The organism is Parasphingorhabdus sp. W113 (assembly GCF_055693205.1).
The window spans coordinates 300,447-318,847 of record NZ_CM146328.1; the positions used below are offsets into that span (position 1 = coordinate 300,447).

General features: G+C 57.9%; 22 protein-coding genes. 11 read left to right on the forward strand and 11 right to left on the reverse strand.

Annotation, left to right across the window (positions count from 1 at the left end; all coding sequences use genetic code 11):
- Positions 1-4: 4 nt before the first annotated feature.
- Both ACZ1GS_RS01350 and arsC read right to left on the reverse strand, forming a co-directional pair.
- Positions 5-733 (reverse strand): ParA family protein, encoded by a 729-nt coding sequence (locus ACZ1GS_RS01350; protein ID WP_472696706.1) that lies wholly within the window; start codon positions 731-733, stop codon positions 5-7.
- Between the two features lie 51 nt (positions 734-784).
- On the reverse strand, positions 785-1,135 hold the full coding sequence (gene arsC, locus ACZ1GS_RS01355; protein WP_472696707.1) for an arsenate reductase (glutaredoxin): 351 nt from the start codon (positions 1,133-1,135) through the stop codon (positions 785-787).
- A gap of 189 nt (positions 1,136-1,324) precedes the next feature.
- On the opposite strand from arsC, the gene ACZ1GS_RS01360 reads away from it, so the two are divergent.
- Positions 1,325-3,463 carry a TonB-dependent receptor gene (locus ACZ1GS_RS01360; protein ID WP_472696708.1) on the forward strand — a complete coding sequence of 713 codons (2,139 nt, stop codon included), beginning with the start codon at positions 1,325-1,327 and terminating at the stop codon, positions 3,461-3,463.
- Between the two features lie 15 nt (positions 3,464-3,478).
- Here ACZ1GS_RS01360 and ACZ1GS_RS01365 read toward each other — a convergent pair whose 3' ends face one another.
- The 3 genes from ACZ1GS_RS01365 to ACZ1GS_RS01375 are packed head-to-tail and all read right to left on the reverse strand — an operon-like array spanning position 3,479 to position 5,150.
- Positions 3,479-3,808 carry a DMT family transporter gene (locus ACZ1GS_RS01365; RefSeq protein WP_472696709.1) on the reverse strand — a complete coding sequence of 110 codons (330 nt, stop codon included), beginning with the start codon at positions 3,806-3,808 and terminating at the stop codon, positions 3,479-3,481.
- A gap of 14 nt (positions 3,809-3,822) precedes the next feature.
- Positions 3,823-4,362 (reverse strand): (2Fe-2S)-binding protein, encoded by a 540-nt coding sequence (locus tag ACZ1GS_RS01370; protein ID WP_472696710.1) that lies wholly within the window; start codon positions 4,360-4,362, stop codon positions 3,823-3,825.
- Between the two features lie 23 nt (positions 4,363-4,385).
- A complete protein-coding gene (locus ACZ1GS_RS01375) occupies positions 4,386-5,150 on the reverse strand; it encodes a class II aldolase/adducin family protein (RefSeq protein ID WP_472696711.1) in 765 nt (254 codons plus the stop codon).
- A 339-nt stretch (positions 5,151-5,489) separates the two neighbouring features.
- Between ACZ1GS_RS01375 and rpsU the strand changes: the two genes are divergently transcribed.
- The 4 genes from rpsU to ACZ1GS_RS01395 all read left to right on the forward strand — a co-directional run bounded on the left by rpsU (position 5,490) and on the right by ACZ1GS_RS01395 (position 7,708).
- Positions 5,490-5,696, forward strand: a complete 207-nt coding sequence (rpsU, locus tag ACZ1GS_RS01380) for a 30S ribosomal protein S21 (RefSeq protein WP_074204042.1) — start codon at positions 5,490-5,492, stop codon at positions 5,694-5,696.
- A gap of 83 nt (positions 5,697-5,779) precedes the next feature.
- Positions 5,780-6,358, forward strand: coding sequence for an FKBP-type peptidyl-prolyl cis-trans isomerase (locus ACZ1GS_RS01385; RefSeq protein ID WP_472696712.1), 579 nt, complete (start codon positions 5,780-5,782; stop codon positions 6,356-6,358).
- A 58-nt stretch (positions 6,359-6,416) separates the two neighbouring features.
- Positions 6,417-7,271: an FKBP-type peptidyl-prolyl cis-trans isomerase gene (locus ACZ1GS_RS01390; RefSeq protein ID WP_472696713.1), complete on the forward strand. Its 855-nt coding sequence runs from the start codon at positions 6,417-6,419 to the stop codon at positions 7,269-7,271.
- A 68-nt stretch (positions 7,272-7,339) separates the two neighbouring features.
- A complete protein-coding gene (locus tag ACZ1GS_RS01395; RefSeq protein WP_472696714.1) occupies positions 7,340-7,708 on the forward strand; it encodes a DUF3592 domain-containing protein in 369 nt (122 codons plus the stop codon).
- A gap of 40 nt (positions 7,709-7,748) precedes the next feature.
- Here ACZ1GS_RS01395 and ACZ1GS_RS01400 read toward each other — a convergent pair whose 3' ends face one another.
- Positions 7,749-8,543, reverse strand: a complete 795-nt coding sequence (locus ACZ1GS_RS01400) for a hypothetical protein (RefSeq protein ID WP_472696715.1) — start codon at positions 8,541-8,543, stop codon at positions 7,749-7,751.
- Positions 8,544-8,896: 353 nt separating this feature from the next.
- On the opposite strand from ACZ1GS_RS01400, the gene ACZ1GS_RS01405 reads away from it, so the two are divergent.
- Both ACZ1GS_RS01405 and ACZ1GS_RS01410 read left to right on the forward strand, forming a co-directional pair.
- Entirely contained in the window at positions 8,897-9,463 is a 567-nt protein-coding gene (locus ACZ1GS_RS01405) for a hypothetical protein (protein ID WP_472696716.1), read from the forward strand.
- Positions 9,403-9,684: a hypothetical protein gene (locus ACZ1GS_RS01410; RefSeq protein WP_472696717.1), complete on the forward strand. Its 282-nt coding sequence runs from the start codon at positions 9,403-9,405 to the stop codon at positions 9,682-9,684. The genes ACZ1GS_RS01405 and ACZ1GS_RS01410 overlap by 61 nt, the downstream gene beginning before the upstream one ends.
- Positions 9,685-10,185: 501 nt before the next feature.
- On the opposite strand, the gene ACZ1GS_RS01415 is transcribed toward ACZ1GS_RS01410, so the two are convergent.
- Both ACZ1GS_RS01415 and ACZ1GS_RS01420 read right to left on the reverse strand, forming a co-directional pair.
- Positions 10,186-12,276 (reverse strand): RelA/SpoT family protein, encoded by a 2,091-nt coding sequence (locus tag ACZ1GS_RS01415; protein ID WP_472696718.1) that lies wholly within the window; start codon positions 12,274-12,276, stop codon positions 10,186-10,188.
- Between the two features lie 182 nt (positions 12,277-12,458).
- Positions 12,459-12,788: a CC_3452 family protein gene (locus ACZ1GS_RS01420; RefSeq protein ID WP_472696719.1), complete on the reverse strand. Its 330-nt coding sequence runs from the start codon at positions 12,786-12,788 to the stop codon at positions 12,459-12,461.
- Between the two features lie 128 nt (positions 12,789-12,916).
- Here ACZ1GS_RS01420 and ACZ1GS_RS01425 point away from each other — a divergent pair, with 128 nt between their 5' ends.
- Positions 12,917-13,471 carry a winged helix-turn-helix transcriptional regulator gene (locus ACZ1GS_RS01425; protein WP_472696720.1) on the forward strand — a complete coding sequence of 185 codons (555 nt, stop codon included), beginning with the start codon at positions 12,917-12,919 and terminating at the stop codon, positions 13,469-13,471.
- Between the two features lie 117 nt (positions 13,472-13,588).
- Here ACZ1GS_RS01425 and ACZ1GS_RS01430 read toward each other — a convergent pair whose 3' ends face one another.
- Positions 13,589-14,170, reverse strand: coding sequence for an HD domain-containing protein (locus ACZ1GS_RS01430; RefSeq protein ID WP_472696721.1), 582 nt, complete (start codon positions 14,168-14,170; stop codon positions 13,589-13,591).
- Positions 14,171-14,266: 96 nt separating this feature from the next.
- Here ACZ1GS_RS01430 and ACZ1GS_RS01435 point away from each other — a divergent pair, with 96 nt between their 5' ends.
- Both ACZ1GS_RS01435 and ACZ1GS_RS01440 read left to right on the forward strand, forming a co-directional pair.
- Positions 14,267-15,499 carry a sensor histidine kinase gene (locus tag ACZ1GS_RS01435; RefSeq protein WP_472698049.1) on the forward strand — a complete coding sequence of 411 codons (1,233 nt, stop codon included), beginning with the start codon at positions 14,267-14,269 and terminating at the stop codon, positions 15,497-15,499.
- Positions 15,496-16,296 (forward strand): LytR/AlgR family response regulator transcription factor, encoded by an 801-nt coding sequence (locus tag ACZ1GS_RS01440; RefSeq protein ID WP_472696722.1) that lies wholly within the window; start codon positions 15,496-15,498, stop codon positions 16,294-16,296. Before ACZ1GS_RS01435 ends, ACZ1GS_RS01440 begins: the two co-directional genes overlap by 4 nt.
- A 30-nt stretch (positions 16,297-16,326) precedes the next feature.
- On the opposite strand, the gene ACZ1GS_RS01445 is transcribed toward ACZ1GS_RS01440, so the two are convergent.
- Positions 16,327-16,785, reverse strand: a complete 459-nt coding sequence (locus tag ACZ1GS_RS01445) for a nucleoside deaminase (RefSeq protein WP_472696723.1) — start codon at positions 16,783-16,785, stop codon at positions 16,327-16,329.
- A 145-nt stretch (positions 16,786-16,930) separates the two neighbouring features.
- Between ACZ1GS_RS01445 and rpmB the strand changes: the two genes are divergently transcribed.
- The gene (gene rpmB, locus ACZ1GS_RS01450) at positions 16,931-17,221 is read left to right on the forward strand and encodes a 50S ribosomal protein L28 (protein ID WP_472696724.1); all 291 of its coding nucleotides are present in this window, start codon (positions 16,931-16,933) and stop codon (positions 17,219-17,221) included.
- Positions 17,222-17,248: 27 nt separating this feature from the next.
- On the opposite strand, the gene ACZ1GS_RS01455 is transcribed toward rpmB, so the two are convergent.
- Positions 17,249-18,379 (reverse strand): esterase-like activity of phytase family protein, encoded by a 1,131-nt coding sequence (locus tag ACZ1GS_RS01455; protein ID WP_472696725.1) that lies wholly within the window; start codon positions 18,377-18,379, stop codon positions 17,249-17,251.
- Positions 18,380-18,401 lie beyond the last annotated feature (22 nt).

Sequence of the window (18,401 nt, forward strand, 5' to 3'; positions counted from 1 at the left end):
GGCCCTAGCGGGTCAGCTTCTTCTCGATTCCACGCCACAATTTGGCATAGGCCGCCGCCGCCGGTCCGCGCGCCGCCAGTTCGCCCACCGGAATCTTGAATTGCGTCATTCGCTCGACGTCGCTCGACATCGGAATGGTTGGCCATTTCGGATGTTTGGCCAGCGTGTTCTTGTGAATCGTCCGGCGACGATCGACCATATTATAGACCGGCAATAGCGGCGCATGTTTGCGGCCGGTGGAATCGAGAAACATCTGGACATCTTTCAGCGCGCGTTCCGATAGCGGCGAGGGAATGACCGGTACGATCACGACATCGGCATTGCGCAGCACCTGTTCGCTGGTCTCGGTCAGCCCTGGCGGGCAATCGAGGATGATGCGGTCATAATCCTTGCGCAGCTCGCGCAATATCTTGCCGAGATATTTGCGCTTGTTAATTTCGAAAAACAGCCGATCAAGCCCGCGCAGCGACACATCGGCAGCCAGCAGATCGACATTCTCGATCGTCGTCGGCTTGATCAGTTTCGACGGTTTGATATCGCCGGCGATCATCGCCCGGGCGCGGTCTTTCTTGTGGCGGTCGCCATTGAGCATGAACGAGGCCGCGCCCTGGGGATCGAGATCCCAGACCAGCGTCCGGCGCGCGGATTTGATGGCGCTGTTCCAGGCCAGATTGACGGCGGTGCAGCTTTTGCCGACGCCGCCCTTAAGACTGTAAATTGCAATGACGGCCATGAACGCACCCGGTGGACAGAATAAGGAACCGACCGCCCGCAACTCAGGTGGTCAGAGTATCTCGTGCACCCGATCCTGTGGCCGGCACAACCGTACGCCATTATCGGTTTCGACAAGCGGTCGCTCGATCAAAATCGGTTCGGTCGCCATGGCATCCAGAATCTGGTCCGCCGTGGCACTCGGTTTGGTCAGCCCCAATTCTTCAGCAGGAGACCCGCGCACCCTTAGGCCCTCTTGCGGGGTGATGCCAGCATCGCGGTAGAGCTGTTCCAGCTTGGCACGGCTGGGCGGGTTTTTGAGATATTCTTCCACCGTCACTTCAACGCCAGGGGTTTCCTGAAGAATAGCCAGGGTTTTGCGGGATGTCCCGCATTTGGGGTTGTGCCAGATTGTTGCTTTCATTGTCTTTCTCCATCTTGTGGCCGCGCGATGGCGATCCGGCTGTCGCGCGAATTGTGACCCATAAACACCAGTCGCGATGGCGTTTCAAAGAAAAAATCGCAATTTTTCAATAAGCGATTGCTTGTGAGAACCATTCTCATTAGGGCGCTTGTTGATATTGAGAACGACTCGCATAAAAGGACTGCCTTCATGAAATCCACCCGCGCCACACTCACTCGCCTGCTCTCGGTTGGAACCGCGATGACTATTGCGCTGCAAGCCAGCGTCGCGGTGGCCGCCGAAGACGCGGCCGCGGAAACGGGTTATGATGGCGATGAGATTATCGTGACGGGCGAAAAAGAGGGCTATGTGGCGATCAGCAGCGCCGGTTTGAAAACCGGTACGCCCTTGCTCGACACGCCGCAAACCGTGTCGGCCTTTACCCGTGAGCAGCTCGACGATCAGGCGCTGCAGGATATTGGCGACATTCTGCGCTATACGCCTGGTGCATCCATTGGACAGGGCGAGGGCCATCGCGACCAGATCACCATTCGCGGCCAGAACACGACCGCCGATTTCTTCGTCGATGGCATTCGCGACGATGTGCAATATTTCCGTCCGCTTTATAATATCGAACGGGTCGAAATTCATAAAGGCCCGAATGCGATGATCTTTGGCCGTGGCGGCGGCGGCGGGATCATCAACCGCGTCACCAAGACGCCGCTGGCGGAATCCACTTTTGGTGCGGTCACCGGCAGTGTCGATTCCTTCGGATCCTATTATCTCAGCGGCGATCTCAACGCCAATATCGGGGACAATGCGGCCTTCCGGATCAATGGGCTGTACGAGGATTTCAACAATCACCGCGATTTCTTTGGCGGCGAGCGTTTTGCGATCAATCCCACCATCGCCGGTGAACTGAGCGAGAAAAGCCGGATCCTGTTCTCCTATGAATATGTCGATGATGACCGGGTTGTGGATCGCGGCGTGCCGTCGTTCAATGATCGTCCGGTGACCGGCTTTCGCGATACGTTTTTCGGAATTCCGGGCGTCAACGAAACCACCTTGCAGGCCCATATCGCGAAACTGCGGGTCGAGCATGACTTTAGCGACACGCTGCAATTCAACGCGACCACGCTCTACGGCGATTATGACAAGCTGTATCAGAATATCTTTCCGGTCGGCTCCGATCTCAACGCCAACACGGTGACGCTGGACGGCTATCGCGACACTACCGATCGCGAGAATTTCATCACCCAGGGCAATCTGGTATGGACCGGCGAGACCGGCAGCATCGGGCATACGTTCCTGATCGGTTATGAACTGGGCCAGCAGAAATCGGACAACCGGCGGCAGGATGTCCTGTTTGCCGCCTCGGCTGACGACCGGATCACCATTCCCCTGACCGATCCAATTGCCCGCCCGGCCCTGAGCTTTCCGGTGTTCAACCGCAACCGCCAGTCGGAACTGAATTTCTTCTCGCTCTATATACAGGACCAGATCGCGATCAGCGACAAGTTCGATATTGTTGCCGGTCTGCGCTATGACAGTTTCGACATTGATGTGGTCGACCAGATTGAAGTCGCCGACGGCGCGGCGGATGGCAATGACGGTTTTCTCAGCCGCAAGGATGACAAGCTTTCCCCACGTATCGGCCTGATCTTCAAGCCCCAGGAAAATATCTCGCTTTATGCGAGCTATTCAAAAAGCTTCCTGCCGCGTTCCGGCGACCAGTTCCTGACCTTGAGCCCGACGACGGAAAATCTGGCCCCCGAAAGTTTCGACAATTACGAAATTGGTGCGAAATGGGATATTGCGGAAAATCTCAACTTCACCTTTGCCGTCTTCCGCCTCGATCGCGACAATCAGGCCATCGCGACCGATAATGACGGCAATAGCGCGTTTCAGGGATCCCGCACCGAAGGCTTTGAAGTGCAACTGGTCGGCAGCCCGCTGCCCGGCTGGCAGGTCAATGCCGGCTATAGCTATCTCGACGCCGAAGAAAGCGGCCGTCTCGATGGCGGGGCGTTTGCCAACCGTCGTCTCGGACAGGTGCCGGAGCATATGTTCTCGCTGTGGAACCGCTATGACGTGAACGACCAGCTGGGCTTTGGTGTCGGTATCACCCATCAGTCGAGCCAGTTTGCGCGGACCAACAGCACGGTTCGCGTGCCGTCTTACACCCGCGTGGATGCCGCGCTCTATTATACGGTCAGCGAGCGGTTCAAGGTGCAGCTCAATGTCGAGAACCTGTTTGATGAAACCTATTTCCCATCGGTTCACAACAGCGACAATATCACCACCGGCGAACCAATTAATGGGCGGCTAACGGCGACCTTCAGCTTCTGATCGCGGCTGTCAGGCCTATCCGTGCGATTGCGTCGTCAGCTGTAATCCCACCGCCCCGATCAGGATCATGCTGATGAACAGGAATTGCAGCAGCGCCAGCCGTTCGTCGAAAAACAGCGCGCCGATAATGGTGATTGCGACAATGCCTGCACCGGACCAGATCGCGTAGACCACGCCGACTGGCAGGGTCTTTAGTGCCGGTGCCATGACGAAAAAGCAGGCGGAATAGAGCATGATCGACAGCACGCCCCAATACCATTTGGCGAAGCCGTCGGACAGTTTCAGCAAGGTTGTGGCGATGATTTCGAGCAGGATCGCTGCCGCCAGATAGCCCCAGGCGCTCATATGATCCCCTTTCCTTATTTCTTTTGGGTGAGGGCGGGCACCGCCTTGGCGGCATCTTCCGGGTCGATACCCGGCGGCGGGGCGGCGCTCAGCACATCGTCGCCGCGCGCTACCCGGGCCGCACGCTGCACCGCCTCGCGCACCCGCGGATAGGTTCCGCAGCGGCAGATATTGGTCATCGCGGCTTCGATATCTTCGGTCGTCGGTTTTGGGTTTTTCTTGAGCAGCACGGCCGCAGCCATGATCATGCCGGACTGGCAAAAACCGCATTGCGGGACATTTTCGGCGGCCCAGGCCTGTTGCACCGGATGGCTGCGGTCGCGCGACAGCGCTTCGATGGTGGTAATGAACCGCCCCTCGAGCTCGCCGATCGTCACCAGACAGCTGCGGATCGCTTCGCCATCAATTTCGACCATGCAGGCGCCGCAGTCGCCGGTGCCGCAGCCATATTTTGTGCCGGTCAGATTGGACGCATCGCGCAGCGCCCATAGCAAGGGCGTGTCGGCATCCATGCGATATTCGACCGGCCGGTCATTGACGGTGAACTTGGTCATCCGATCACCCTAGGGGCTGCCGTCTATTCCCGCCAGCTTTTGTCTTCGCGATCAATCAGGCGCACCATCGCATCAAATTCCGGCACCCCCTGCATCGCCGGATCAATCGCGGTTTGCGAGAGATTGTCGAGATGCTTCTGGATCACCGCCTCGCCGATCATGATCGGTTTGCCCATCGCCAGGGTCTGCATCTGGATTTCGCAGGCGCGCTGCAGCACCCAGTGGTTGAGAAACGCTTCTTCCAGCGTCCGGCCCATCACCACCGGGCCATGATTTTCGAGCAGCATCATCCGTTTCTTGCCGAGGCTGGCGAGGAAGCGGGGCCCTTCTTCGGCATGGACGGTCACGCCTTCAAACTTGTGATAGGCGAGCCGCGGCGCCACGGCGGCGGCGTAGAAGTTCACCGGCTGCAACCCGCCCTCGACCGAGGCGACCGCCATGGTGGCGGTGGTGTGGGTGTGGATGATCGCGTGAATATCGGGCAACTCGCGATGAAACAGGCTGTGCTGGGTAAAGCCGGCCTTGTTCACCGGATAGGTCGACCCGTCGAGCGTGTTGCCGTCAATATCGATCTTGACCAGCGTGGACGCGGTCACCTCGCTGAAATGGAGGCCATAAGGATTGATCAGAAAGGCGTCGTCCTCGCCCGGAACCTTGAGCGTGACATGGTTGAAGATCATTTCGTCCCAGCCGAGATGCGCGAAGATCCGGTAGCAGGCGGCCAGTCGCTGGCGCGCTTTCCATTCCTCTTCCGAGCAGCGGGACTGGACGTTAATTGCGGTGGCCATGGGACTCTCCTGATTCGATCCGGTTGCGATTGCGAACCGATATGGCATAGCTTTTCGGGATAATCAAAAGCCATTCCGATCACCGCCCCCGCGCCACGGGTCTGGAAAAGGCCCGGATCCCCGCCCAAAGCGCGGCAAATCGGCCACAGCAAATATGCTGGAAAAGCTTGAAATTGCGTGATGAGCCTGTTAGGCGGCTGACAATTGCGTGAGGGTGATTCCTCGCCAAACCCTTTTTTATGGCTAATCTAGTTTAAGGCCAGCAGATAATATCTCTGGTGTCGTGGCCCTTTTTGCCCCGCGCCGGAACAGAAATTTTGAACGGAGTTACTCAGTCTTATGCAAATCATGGTTCGCGACAATAATGTTGATCAGGCGCTGCGGGCGCTGAAAAAGAAATTGCAGCGCGAAGGCGTTTATCGCGAAATGAAACTCCGCCGGCATTATGAAAAGCCTTCCGAAAAGCGGGCGCGTGAAAAAGCCGCCGCTGTGCGCCGCGCGCGCAAGATGGAGCGCAAGCGGATGGAACGCGACGGCACCATCTAAAGACTGTCTGGCGAAAGACCGCCCGTCGAAAGATTGGCCGGTCTTCGTTTCTGTTCGGCTTTTCCACTGATTGGGGATTATCTATGTCCGTCACCACCGTGCCCATCCGTCCGATCAAGAAAGGGTCGCTGACCAAATTGTGGATCGGCCTGGCGCTGGTCCTGGCGGTCGCTGCGGCGCTTGCTTTTGTGGGCACCCAGAATGCGGTGGAAACCGGAGCGACCAACGAACAGTTTCTTGCCAATAATGGCGACAAAGACGGTGTGATAACGACCGATTCCGGTTTGCAGTATAAAGTGCTCAAGCCCGGTGAAGGCCCGTCCCCGACGGCCACGGATACCGCGTTGGTCAAATATGAAGGCAAGCTGCGCGATGGCAGCATCTTCGATGCCAATGACCAGACACCGATGCCCGTTGGCGGCGTCGTTCCCGGATTTTCCGAAGCGCTGCAGCTGATGCAAAAAGGCGGCGAGTACCGGATCTGGATCCCGTCCGAGCTCGGCTATGGCGCGCAGTCGCCCGGCCCGCAATTGCCGGCCAATAGCGTGCTAATCTTCGACGTTACGCTGATCGACTTTATTTCGGCTGCCCAGATGCAGGAACTGCAGCAGCAGATGCAGCAACAGGGCGGCATTCCTGGCGGTCCGCCACCTGGACGCTAAGCTGCGGCCGGTGGGTCTTCGCCAGGTTCTTTTTCTGACAGTTTTTGGATCGGCCGCTTTGGCCGCCAGCTCCACCGCTGTGGCGCAAACCAGCGCTGCGGCCGATGGCGCGGCGACGGCTGAAGCGCTGTCTGATCTCCGGGTCAAAACCATCAAGCGCGGGCGGGGCGATCGGCCCGCGGCGGATGCGGTGGCGTTGGTCAATCTGCGTATCGCACCGGTAGATGGTGATGGTGATCCTGCAGCCGAATCGGCCCAATGGGCGGTGCTGCCGATCGATCAGGTGCCAATCGGCCTGTCGGCTGCGCTGGCGAAGATGCAGAAAGGCGGTCGCTATCGGTTTACCCTGCCATCTGTTCTGGCATTTGGCGCTTTCCCGCCGCACCCGGATCGGCCAGCCGATGCCGCGCTGGCGTTCGAAGTGACCATGCTCGATTTCCTGCCGCCCGCGACCTATGCACGCACTCTCGCCGGCAAGGCCGGGTCGCAACCGTTGCCGCGGACGGCGCTCACCGCTTCGCTGTTGCACGCGGTCAACCAGGCGGGGGTTCAGCAGACCGCAAGCGGCTTGCGCTACAAGATATTGAAACCGGGCACCGGCCCCCGTCCCGATGCCACCAGCACGACATTGGTCGCCTATGAAGGGCGGCTGCTCAACGGCAATCTGTTCGACAGCAATGCGGAAGCGGCCTTGCCGGTCAACCGGGTGGTGCCGGGCTTTGGCGAGGCGCTGCAATTGATGCAGAAAGGCGGCCATTACCGGATCTGGCTGCCGCCCGAACTGGCCTATGGCGAACGGTCGCCCGGTCCGAATATTCCGGCCAATTCCTGGCTGAGCTTTGACATGCGGCTGCTCGATTTTGTCAGCGCCGAAGAAATGCAGGCGCTGCGCGCGGGCGAAGCCCGGCCATAGCTCTGGCGGCGCGCCTTAACAGCGCCGGAAATCCATGCTAGCGCCGCGCGATCGAAACGATCCTTCTCTTGATTCTGCTCGCCCTGGTGACGGCGGGCCTGGCGCTGACCTTGCGCAGCGATCTGCCCTTTTTGCGCAATCCGGTGCGCCGGACCACGGCCAAAATCGTCCGGCATGACCGCCGCTTCGAGGATGGCGCGCCGGTCTATCGGCCGGTCTTCCTGTTCGCCGATGACCGCGGCACATTTGTCGAGGTCCGCGATGCGGTCTATCTGCCTTTTCCGAAGCCGGTTATTGGCGAGACCGTGCCGATCGTCTATCCGGAAGGCCAACCCCAGCACGCCCGCATCCCCTATCCGGTCTTCCGTGGGCTGCTCTATGCCGCCCTTGGCTATGCCTTTGTCGTGCTGGGGATGGAATTGACCGGGTGGTGGTGAGGCTGTGAAGGCGTGTCTGCGATATCGCGCGGAGTTTTGGTCAATGCCCTGTCATAATCATAGAATCGATCTGCGTTTTGGTGCATTTGGGCAAGCGTGAATCGGCCGCTTCCATATCCCTGTAAAGGCCTTTGCTTTCCTGAGTCAGGGTCATGGTAACGCCGGGCGGAATGTTCTTTTTGAGAGAGTCCATTATATCGGCGCGGGTCTCCGCCCACCATCCAATGACATTTTGTCCAGTGAACCGTTTATAGCTTTTGAGACTCAGAACCGTGAGTCCCCATCGTGATGCGAGCATATTCGAACCGTTTTCGATTCCCGTAACGTCCCTGACTCCAGTGGCATAACAAATGGGCCATTGAAATTTATAGGGATAATATAGCATCTCTTCGTCGACACCCAATTGACGATAATAGTCACGCTCAATTTTCGACAATTTTTCGGCTTCGGGGTGAACCAGCATGGGATCAGTTTTGTGCATGACATAGGATGTCCATGTTGCGTTCTGATGCATCGCGACAAGGGCTCCCGCTTCAATTTCCACGAGCTTTGCTGCCGGCATGATCCATTGGGCGCAGGCGCTGAGACAATAGCGCGACACAATAAGCTTATAGCCTCTCTCCCTGATCAGGGTTCCGATTGCGATGGCCGTTCTGGTATCGCCGCCCTGGCTGGTGATCTTTATGGCACTGATTGAATTTGGCGCTTGTTTGAGTTCAGACAGCAATCGCCCATCAATGGGGCCAACAAAATTAAGCTGACGGGGCGCCAAAATGCCCGGCCCTTCGCAGCCCGACATCAGAAACAGGAACATGAGGAAAAGGACGGGTTTCAAGCGATAGTCCGATAGCCACAAGTTGGCCAATGCATTTATATATAGGGGCAAATACTAGGAAAAGTAATTTCTAAATATACAGAATATCAAATCAAGTTTGATGGCCATATTTTGGGCATAAAACAGCAAACGGTCAAGAACAGGGTTTGATAGTTTAGGCCAATTGTAAAATAGTAATTACAATAATATTATATGCTTCAGTAGATTATTGAGGTTTTTGTATCGGCTTTACGAATCACTTACTCAATTCTGTGAAAATTACCGTTTGACGAAAAGCTGATCGTGCAAACCCGCTTTCCTACAGTTAACCAAATAGGTACATTATCCCTTTTGCTTCGGAAAGGATAATGACGATGACGGATTCCTCCCCCAACCGCCCGTTTGCCGCGATTGCGGATGCGGATGAACTGGCCCGGCCGAGGCCTCGCCATGATGGCTGGTCGCCGGAGCGGCAGGTGTCTTTTCTGGAGGCGCTGGCTCGGACCGGAAATGTCAAGGCGGCGGCGCACTTTGTCGGATTGTCGCGTGAGAGCGCCTATAAGCTGCGGCGACGCCCCGATGGGCGGGCTTTTGCCCGGGCGTGGGATGCCGCGCTGATCCATGCACGGGACGTCTATTGCGATGAGCTGATGGACCGCGGGCTCAACGGCTGGATGGAACCGGTCTGGCATCAGGGCGAGCAGGTCGGCGAGCGCCAGCGCTGGAGCCCGCCGCTGTTTCTGGCCGCGCTCAAGCGGCTGGATGCAAAGGCGGATGATATCGGTCCGGCGGGCAAGCCGGCGCAGGCCGCCGCCGAGCGGTTTGATGATCTGCTGGCCGGGATCGGGCGGGGGAGGATTGTACGGCGTTGCTCGAGGAGATGGATGGAACGGGCGAAAACGCCGCGGAGCATGACGCACCGCGGTCGGAAGCGGACCTGATCGCGGCCCTCGAACGCGCGGCGGCGCTGCGGCAGGTGATGGAAATGGCGCCGGAGGATATTGATGTGTCGGATCTCGATGTGGCGGAGCGGGAGAGCTGGGATGACCTCCAGTGGGAGCGCGCGGCGTGCAGCGGATTGCTCGAGCGCAGCGGAATTTTGGATGATGCTGAAGAGGAGGAGCGTGGTTTAGCGGATGCGCGGGCGGGATCGTGCGGCTGAGCCGGCGAAGGGGTGCGACCGCGCGGCGGGGAAGGGGGTGTGAAATGTGTGAACTTTGAAGGTTGGGTGGCTGGCGGAGGGAGGAGGAGTTTTTATTTGACCTCAAGCGCCGGGCGCGGGCATCCGCCCGCTTGGCTACGCGCCAGTAGGCGCGGCGGCCGGTCGGCCTTGCCTCCGCTGCGCGTCGGTTTGGTGATTTTCTTCGGCGTGAGTGGGTGTTGCGCGCGGGATTCTTTATTGACCTCAAGCGCCGGGCGGCGACATCCGTCGCCTTGGCTACGCGCCAGTAGGCGCGACGGCCGGTCGGCCTTGCCTCCGCTACGCGTCGGTTTGGTGGCCAACGGCCAGGTGGTCTACCGAGCGCAGCGAGGCAAGCGCGACTGCGCGCCCGAGCTTATGTGAGGAAAGCCAAGCGGGCGGATGCCCGCGCCCGGCGCTTGAGGTTAATAAAGACTCCTCCCCGCGCCCGGCGCTTGAGGTCCAACAAAGAATCCTTCTTCCCTACAGCCGCTCCGCCTGGGCCACCGCTTCCGACGCCCGCAGTGCCGACAATATCCGCATCAGATGGTGAACATTATGAACCTCGAGATCGACTTCAAATGTGTGGAACGGCGCATCGCGGTTGGTCATGCGCAGGCGCAGGATATTGGCGTTGTGGAAGCCGAAAATGCCGGCCATTTCGGCCAGCGTGCCGGGCTTGTTGTGGAGCACCACGGCCAGTCTCGCGGCGGCGCCGTCGGTTTCGGTGCCCCAGCTGAGATCGACCCAGTCGGCGTCGATGCCATTGGCCAGGCTGTGACAGTCAATCGTGTGGACCTCGACATTTTCGCCGCTGCGGCGCAGGCCGACAATGCGGTCGCCGGGGACCGGGTGGCAGCATTCGGCGAGGTCGAACGCAACGCCGGGAGTCAGGCCCTTGATCGAGATCGCGCGATCCTGTTCCGGCCATTGGCGATCATCATCATTGTCGTTGACGCTGCCCGGCATCAGCGCTTCCATGACTTCCCGGTCGCTGAGATGGCGGGTGCCGATGGCGATCATCAATTCGTCGGCGTCCGGAATATCAAGCCGTTTCAGCGCCGCCTTCTGGGCCTTCTTGCCGATTTTGCCAGGCAGGCGCTCGACAATCTCGTCATACAGCTTGGCACCGATTTCGATAATCTCGTCACGTTCCTTGTAGCGCACGAACCGGCGGATCGCCGCCCGGGCCTTGCCGGTGATCACGAAGGACAGCCAGCCGGGCTGGGGTTCCTGGCCATTGGATTTGAGAATCTCGACGACATCGCCATTGCCAAGCTGGGTGCGCAGCGGCACGTGGCGGCCGTTTATCTTGGCGCCGACCGCCTGATTGCCAAGATCGGTATGGACGGCATAGGCAAAATCGACGGTCGTCGATCCCTTGGGCAATTGCAGCAAAGTGCCCTTGGGCGTGAACGCAAAAATGCGATCCTGATACATGGCCAGCTTGGTATTCTCGAGCAGCTCTTCGGCGTCTTCGGCATGATCGAGAATTTCGACCAGATCGCGGATCCAGCCGGCCTGGCCATCGGGACCGCTGCCCTGCTTATAGGCCCAGTGCGCGGCCAGCCCATATTCATTATCGCGGTGCATGCGGGTCGAGCGGATCTGGATTTCGACCCGCATATTGTCGCCGTGCATGATGGTTGTGTGGATCGAGCGATAGCCGTTGCGCTTGGGAGTCGAGATATAGTCCTTGAACCGGCCCGGCACCATTTTCCATTTCTCATGAAGAATGCCCAGCGCGCGATAGCATTCGGCGCTGTTGTCGGTGATCACCCGGAACGCCATGATATCGGTCAGCTGTTCGAAACTGACATGGCGTTCCTGCATCTTGCGCCAGATCGAATAGGGATGCTTTTCCCGGCCGCTGACTTCCGCCGCCAGACCGCCGGCCTCGAGGGTCTTCTGCAGCGACTCGGCGATCTTGTCGACCTGGCCATCATCGCCATCCTTGATTGTCTGGAGCCGTCCGGTGATCGTCTCATAGGCTTCGGGCTCGAGATGACGGAAGGCGAGCAGCTGCATTTCGCGCATATATTCATACATGCCGATCCGCTCTGCCAGGGGCGCATAAATATCCATCGTCTCATGGGCAATACGCCGGCGCTTGTCCTCGCTCTTGATGAAGTGCAGCGTCCGCATATTGTGCAGGCGATCGGCGAGTTTGACCAGCAGCACCCTTATGTCATCCGACATTGCGAGCAGGAATTTGCGCAGGTTCTCCGCCGCGCGTTCATTGTCGGTCTGGGCCTCGATTTTCGACAATTTGGTCACGCCATCAACCAGCCGGGCAATATCGGTTCCGAACAGCTTCTCGATTTCCTCGACGCTGGTCAGTGTATCCTCAACCGTGTCGTGCAGCAGCGCGGTGACGATGGTTTGCTGGTCGAGTTTGAGATCGGTCATCAGACCGGCCACTTCAATCGGGTGGCTGAAATAGGGATCGCCGCTGGCGCGTTTCTGGGACCCGTGTTTCTGCACCGAAAACACATAGGCGCGGTTGATCAGATCTTCATCCGCATCCGGGTCATAGCTGCGCACCCGCTCTACAAGTTCATATTGCCTCAGCACCTGCTTTAACTGTCGGGCTTTGGCGTTGGGAGCAACAAAAAAATAGCGCCGAGGGATTGTTCGGGGGACGAACATATCGGCCTCGGCGCCCAAGTAGGACCGGCAGGTTGATCCGCTCCAGAGTTTGGAAGAGCGGATACGGGATTGAGTGGCCGGTCGTGAGAAAAGGTCTGGCGTGCGCTTTAGTCGTTGCACTTGGCCAGGGCTGCGGCGTCCATCGCCTCGCCCTTGTAGGAGAAGGAAGCGATGGGACCGGCCTTGCGCGCAAGTCGGGCACAAACGGTTTTTTGCGAAGATCCGCTCTTGGCGCCTTTGCATTCGGTGCCGGCACAATGGATGACGGTGCCTTTGATGATGAAACGGGAGGCTTCGATCGGTTCTTGCAATTCGGCGGTGTAGACGACCGGTTTGGTGCGCGCTTCTGCGGCACTGGCGGTGAAGATCAATGCGGTGCTGAGCATCGCGGTGAACAGCACGAGGAGGCTGCGAACAGGGCTTTGGGAGAGAAGCATGATAGTCCTTTCAAATTTGGTTTGCAATTTAGGTTGCGAATCAGTACTTAGTTTATTAGGTTTTAAGTTGCAACTAAAAACTTATATTTTATTTTTGGCTTTGGTCAAAACTGGGCTAGGATCGCGCTATGGACAAATTAACCGAAAATCTTGCCGAACTCGGATCGGGCTGCAGTCTGCCCATTTCACTCGAAGTCATCGGGGAGCGTTGGTGCTTCATGATCCTGCGGGCCTCGTTTAACGGGGTGAAGCATTTCGAGGATTTCCTCAGCGAGATCGGTATTGCCCGGAACATCCTGGCCAACCGCCTGACGCGGCTGGTCGAAGCCGGCATCATGTCTCGTCGGCCGTGCGATCACGACAAGCGCAAGGTCGAATATCGCCTGACCGACAAGGGCGCCGACCTGCTCGCCGTCATTGTGGCGATCCGGCAATGGGGCGAAAAATGGGAGACCGGCGTGCCGTCCAATCCGGTATTGGCCGACGCGCGTGACCGTCAGCCGATCAGCCGAATCACGCTGCGCGCCCATGATGACCGGGAACTGGGTCTGGATGATCTGTGCTGGATCGAAGAGGAAGAATTGCGCAACCACGAATCGGGCGGCGCCGACTCTGGCGCCGGTGACCGCGGTGACATGGTCGTCCGCCCGCTCAAGGAAATTGGCAGCCCGACGGCGGCCTGAGGCCGGCCGGAATTGGACGTGCGATCCTGTCGTCATGCGCTGTCCTGCGGGGAACAGCACCTGCTATGAGCAGCACGGCAATCCCTGGAGAAACGGGATCAACCTGGCGATCATAGGCTAGTCGGTCACATAGATGCTGTTGATCGGCCGTTCCATGACGCGGCGGACAATCGGCTCGAAAAACTCCAGCGGTGCGCTGTCATAATTGGCATCGAAAGCGGTCTGGTCATATTTGCCGCAGAATTCGGCACAGGCTTCAAAATGCTCATGACCGCGAAACTGCTCGCGCATGTCCCGGTCCTGGCCGAGATAGTGGAAGAAATAATAGCCCTGAAAGATGCCGTGTTTCTCGGTGATCCAGTGCAGTTCCTCGCTGACAAAAGGCTTCAGGATCGCCGCGGCGATATCGGGATGATTAAACGTCCCCAGCGTATCGCCAATATCATGGAGCAACGCCATCACCACATAGTCCTCGGGCTTGCCATCGCGATGGGCGCGGGTCGCGGTTTGCAGGCTGTGTTCCAGGCGATCGACCGGGAACCCGCCATAATCGCCGTCCAATAGCCGCAGATGATCCAGCACGCGATCGGCAACTTTGCCGGCAAAGGGCATGAAATGGCTGCTAATGGCTTGCCAGTCTTCCTGCGTTCCTTCTTCCATAGACGCGAATTTCGCCTGCATTTCGTTCGGGCCACCCATGATGCTATCTCCTTTGGCGCACAGTGATCTGTGCTTTATCCCAAAGAGTTTATGCGATTCTTTCCCAAACGGCAATGGCTCGCTATAGAAGAGCGGATGGCCGTTATGGAAATTCGCCCCCAGCCCTTTTTTGGCAATAAGAACCGCGCATTCTGGAACCTGCAATCCGCGGGTTGGGCGGGTGCGCTGGTGCTCCGTGGTCTGTCCGGCATTGCCAACGGCCTGCCGCTCAGTTTTCTGGTGCCGGTCATCATTTCCACGATTGCCGGTTACTCGATCTCATTGCTGTTGTCGGTCATTTACAAAAACCTGATTCACCGGCGGCCGCTGGTCACCTGGGGCACGACTATTGTCGTCCTGTCGGCCGCCGCCTCGCTGTTCGCCTTTATCGACGCGTGGGTCTATCTCATCCAGAATCGCGGTACCGAAAGCGGGTTTGGGACGCTGTTTCTTGGCGCCCTGTTCCTCGACTTCACCATGCTCGGCGCCTGGTCGGCGCTCTATTATGCGATCAATTTCTTCTTGCGGGTCGAAGAGCAGAATGACCAGTTGCTGCGCCTGGAGACCCAGGCGACCCGCGCGCAGCTCGCCATGCTGCGCTATCAGCTGAACCCGCATTTCCTGTTCAACACACTGAACAGCATTTCGACATTGGTGCTGTTGCGCCAGACCGAACCGGCTAATGCGATGCTGTCGCGATTATCCTCCTTTCTCCGCCACACATTGGTCAATGAAGTGCATAGCCGGGTGACCCTTGCCCAGGAGGTGGAGACGCTTCACCTTTATCTTGATATCGAGAAAATGCGATTCGAAGAGCGCTTGCGGCCCAGCTTCGATATTGATCCGGAAGTGCGGGAATCCCTGCTGCCGTCCCTGCTGCTCCAGCCATTGGTCGAAAATGCGATCAAATATGCCGTGACGCCGATGGAAGAGGGCGCCGATATTGCGGTGTCCGCCCGACTGGAAAATGATATGGTTCGGATAACCGTGGCCGATACCGGTCCCGGACAAAACACGCCGGTGCGAAAAACATCGGATTCCACCGGTGTCGGTTTGGGAAATATTCAGGAGCGATTAAACCAAGCTTATGGAGAAGCACATCAGTTCGAGATTCAATCATCACCCGGAGGCGGTTTTTCCGTAATCATAGCTTTGCCATTTGAAACCAGGGAACAAATTGACAAAGACGCGGCAGCCGACACCAGTTCCGATGATCAGGTCAGAAACGAGAGTATTTTTGGGGAGCATGCATCTGATGGACATCATGACGAGGCCTTGGTTACGGCCCCGGCCATGGTCCCATCGCACCAAAAGGACATTAGCCCATGACGATTAAAACAATTCTGGTCGACGATGAGAAATTGGCGATTCAGGGTCTGCAGATTCGACTGGAGCAATTTGATGATATCGAGATCATCGACACCTGCAGCAACGGCCGCGAAGCGATTCGCAAGATCAAGACCCTGAAGCCGGATCTGGTTTTTCTGGATATTCAGATGCCCGGTTTTGACGGATTTTCGGTGGTCCAGGGGATTATGGAAATCGAACCGCCGCTGTTTATCTTCGTGACCGCCTATGCCGATCATGCGGTGCGGGCTTTTGAGGCCGAGGCGATCGACTATCTGGTCAAGCCGGTCGAAGTCGATCGACTCGCCGACGCGCTCGAACGCGCGCGCAACCGTTTGTCTGAAAAACGCGGCGCGGAAGAAATTGAGAAACTGAAATCCGTGCTGAACGAGGTTGCGCCGGGCGCCATGGCCGATCTCGAAACCGCCGAAGAGCCGGCCGCGGCCAGCCGCTATGAAAAGCTGATCAACGTCAAGGACCGGGGTCAGATATTCCGTGTTGACGTCGATACGATCGAACGGATCGATGCCGCAGGCGATTATATGTGCATCTACACGGCTGACAATTCGCTGATCTTACGCGAAACCATGAAAGATCTCGAGAAACGGCTGGACCCGCGCAATTTCCAGCGCGTGCATCGGTCGACGATCGTCAATCTCAGTCAGGTTCGCGAAGTGAAGCCGCACACCAACGGGGAATGTTTCCTGATTCTGGGGTCCGGCGCACAAGTAAAGGTCAGTCGCAGCTATCGCGATGTTGTGGCCCGGTTTGTCCACTAGGACGGGACCGGGGCCTGGTCCCGCACCAAGTCAGTCGCGTCGCTGGCGGAAAAAGTCCTTCAGCAGCCGGGTTGCCTCGCTTTCGTCGAAACCGGAATAGGTTTCCGGTCGATGATGGCAGGTCGCTTGGTCGAAAAAGCGGACTCCGCTTTCGACAGCACCACCCTTGGGATCCGGCACGGCATAGTAAAGCCGTCTGATCCGGGCATGGGCAATGGCGCCGGCGCACATCGTGCACGGTTCCAGCGTGACCCACAGATCACAATTTTCCAGCCGGTCGCTGCCCAGCATCTGGCAGGCTTCCCGGATCGCCGTGATTTCGGCGTGGGCACTGGGGTCGCGGTCGGTTCGGGTCAGATTATGACCGCTCCCGATGATCGTCTCATCGCGGACAATTACCGCGCCTACCGGGACTTCTCCGGCAATCGCCGCGGTGCGGGCCAGGGCAAGGGCCTGTGGCATATAGGATGTGAAGCGGTCTCCGGTCATCACCCGGCGACTAGCGGGAAGTGATCGAGAAGGCCAGAGCAGCGCCGAAAATCGCACAGCAGCGCTTGACGCGCCGGCTGTTTGCGGTTACTTCGGCTCACTTTCCCACGGGAATCACTCAATTAACTAGATATTGGACTGAACGATGTCGCGGATTTGCGAACTGACAGGTAAAACTCGGCTGGTAGGCAATAATGTGTCTCACGCCAAGAACCGTACGAAGAAAACCTTTTTGCCAAACTTGCAAAATGTCACACTGCTGTCTGATTCTCTCGGCAAAAGCGTCAAGTTGCGGGTTTCCACCCATGGTCTTCGGTCCGTGGAGCATGTCGGCGGGCTCGACAATTGGCTGCTCAAGACGTCGGATGACAAGCTGAGCTTGCGGGCGCGCCGTCTGAAAAAAGAAGTAGCGAAGAAACAGACCGCTGCAGCTTGATTGATCGGCGCTGCTTGGGCAGTGAATTCAATCCTGCAACGTTGAAAAGCCGGGGCTTGCCTCGGCTTTTTCGTTTTGAGCGCGGTCGTCCTTGGGCTTGCGCTTCTGCTTGCCGCCGAGCAGGCGGAACTTCATCAGCAGCGATTCCTGATAGAAATTGAAATTGTCATCGGACGCGATCCAGATAATCGTGTCCGCGCCTTCCTTGGTCACGGCAATGGCTTCCATATTGTCGACCTTGATTGGGGATTCCAGCGTCGCAATCCGCCGCGAAGACCAGATCTTTCCGGCGGTGATATCGTCGAGGTCACCGATCGAAACGATCGCGGAGACGCCATCGAGCGGGGTGAAGCGTCTGTGCAGGAGCAGGGCATCACCATCCGGCAACACTGTGGCATCGGTGATTTTATAGCCTTTGGGCGGGCGGTATCCGAACCGCTTGGGCTTGGCGCCCTTCTCGGCGGGATCGCCGTCAAATAGGAGCGCCTGATAGCTGCGGCCCTTATAAGGCGCGGATTCGGAGAATATCAGAAACCGGTCGGGTGCAGGCTGTCCATCCGAGCCGGCTGTTCCGGGTATCCGCAACATCGCTTCAGCGCCGCCGTTAATCGGCCATTTCTGCATCGCCTTGACCCGATGGACGCTTTCCGTTCGGGCAAAAGAGGGGCCGTAGCGCCACAGGCCATGTTGCCGTTCAAAGCCGACCCAATATTGCCCGGTTTCGGGATTGTGAACAAGCGACTCCGCGTCCCAGTTTTTCCGCGCATATTGGTTTGGTTTGGGCGGACCATCAGGCAATGGCGCAATGAACGGACGCGTGGCCAGATTGTTGGTTTCGTCGAGTGTGAATCCGATCAGCATACCGGCGTCGGTGAGCAGGAAGAACCGATTTTCGGGCATTGCCAACATGGCTGAAATGCCGCCAAAGCCATCATTTTTACTGGTCATTTTCCAGCCCGCCAGAAATTCAAGCCGACCGGTTCGATCCATGGCGGGATCGGCGCTGTTAAAACCGATCGGTACCAGGGTAATATATTGGCTGTCATTCCTTTTTGGAGCCGGACCATGGACATAGGTCACCGGAACCAGGAAAAATATCAGAGAAAGGCAGGCCAATAGTCGGATCACGCAGCCGCCATAACGGATAATGATCGGCAAATATATTCTATTCTGGACGCTC

Coding starts and splice junctions, on each gene's coding strand:
- ACZ1GS_RS01435 (WP_472698049.1), top strand. CDS start 14,267: ATGGCCGTTATGGAAATTCGCCCCCAGCCCTTTTTTGGCAATAAGAAC.
- ACZ1GS_RS01410 (WP_472696717.1), top strand. CDS start 9,403: ATGGATGGAACGGGCGAAAACGCCGCGGAGCATGACGCACCGCGGTCG.
- ACZ1GS_RS01350 (WP_472696706.1), bottom strand. CDS start 733: ATGGCCGTCATTGCAATTTACAGTCTTAAGGGCGGCGTCGGCAAAAGC.
- arsC (WP_472696707.1), bottom strand. CDS start 1,135: ATGAAAGCAACAATCTGGCACAACCCCAAATGCGGGACATCCCGCAAA.
- ACZ1GS_RS01375 (WP_472696711.1), bottom strand. CDS start 5,150: ATGGCCACCGCAATTAACGTCCAGTCCCGCTGCTCGGAAGAGGAATGG.
- ACZ1GS_RS01385 (WP_472696712.1), top strand. CDS start 5,780: ATGTCCGTCACCACCGTGCCCATCCGTCCGATCAAGAAAGGGTCGCTG.
- ACZ1GS_RS01430 (WP_472696721.1), bottom strand. CDS start 14,170: ATGGGTGGCCCGAACGAAATGCAGGCGAAATTCGCGTCTATGGAAGAA.
- ACZ1GS_RS01365 (WP_472696709.1), bottom strand. CDS start 3,808: ATGAGCGCCTGGGGCTATCTGGCGGCAGCGATCCTGCTCGAAATCATC.
- ACZ1GS_RS01405 (WP_472696716.1), top strand. CDS start 8,897: ATGACGGATTCCTCCCCCAACCGCCCGTTTGCCGCGATTGCGGATGCG.
- ACZ1GS_RS01370 (WP_472696710.1), bottom strand. CDS start 4,362: ATGACCAAGTTCACCGTCAATGACCGGCCGGTCGAATATCGCATGGAT.
- rpmB (WP_472696724.1), top strand. CDS start 16,931: ATGTCGCGGATTTGCGAACTGACAGGTAAAACTCGGCTGGTAGGCAAT.
- rpsU (WP_074204042.1), top strand. CDS start 5,490: ATGCAAATCATGGTTCGCGACAATAATGTTGATCAGGCGCTGCGGGCG.
- ACZ1GS_RS01440 (WP_472696722.1), top strand. CDS start 15,496: ATGACGATTAAAACAATTCTGGTCGACGATGAGAAATTGGCGATTCAG.
- ACZ1GS_RS01420 (WP_472696719.1), bottom strand. CDS start 12,788: ATGCTTCTCTCCCAAAGCCCTGTTCGCAGCCTCCTCGTGCTGTTCACC.
- ACZ1GS_RS01445 (WP_472696723.1), bottom strand. CDS start 16,785: ATGACCGGAGACCGCTTCACATCCTATATGCCACAGGCCCTTGCCCTG.
- ACZ1GS_RS01425 (WP_472696720.1), top strand. CDS start 12,917: ATGGACAAATTAACCGAAAATCTTGCCGAACTCGGATCGGGCTGCAGT.
- ACZ1GS_RS01360 (WP_472696708.1), top strand. CDS start 1,325: ATGAAATCCACCCGCGCCACACTCACTCGCCTGCTCTCGGTTGGAACC.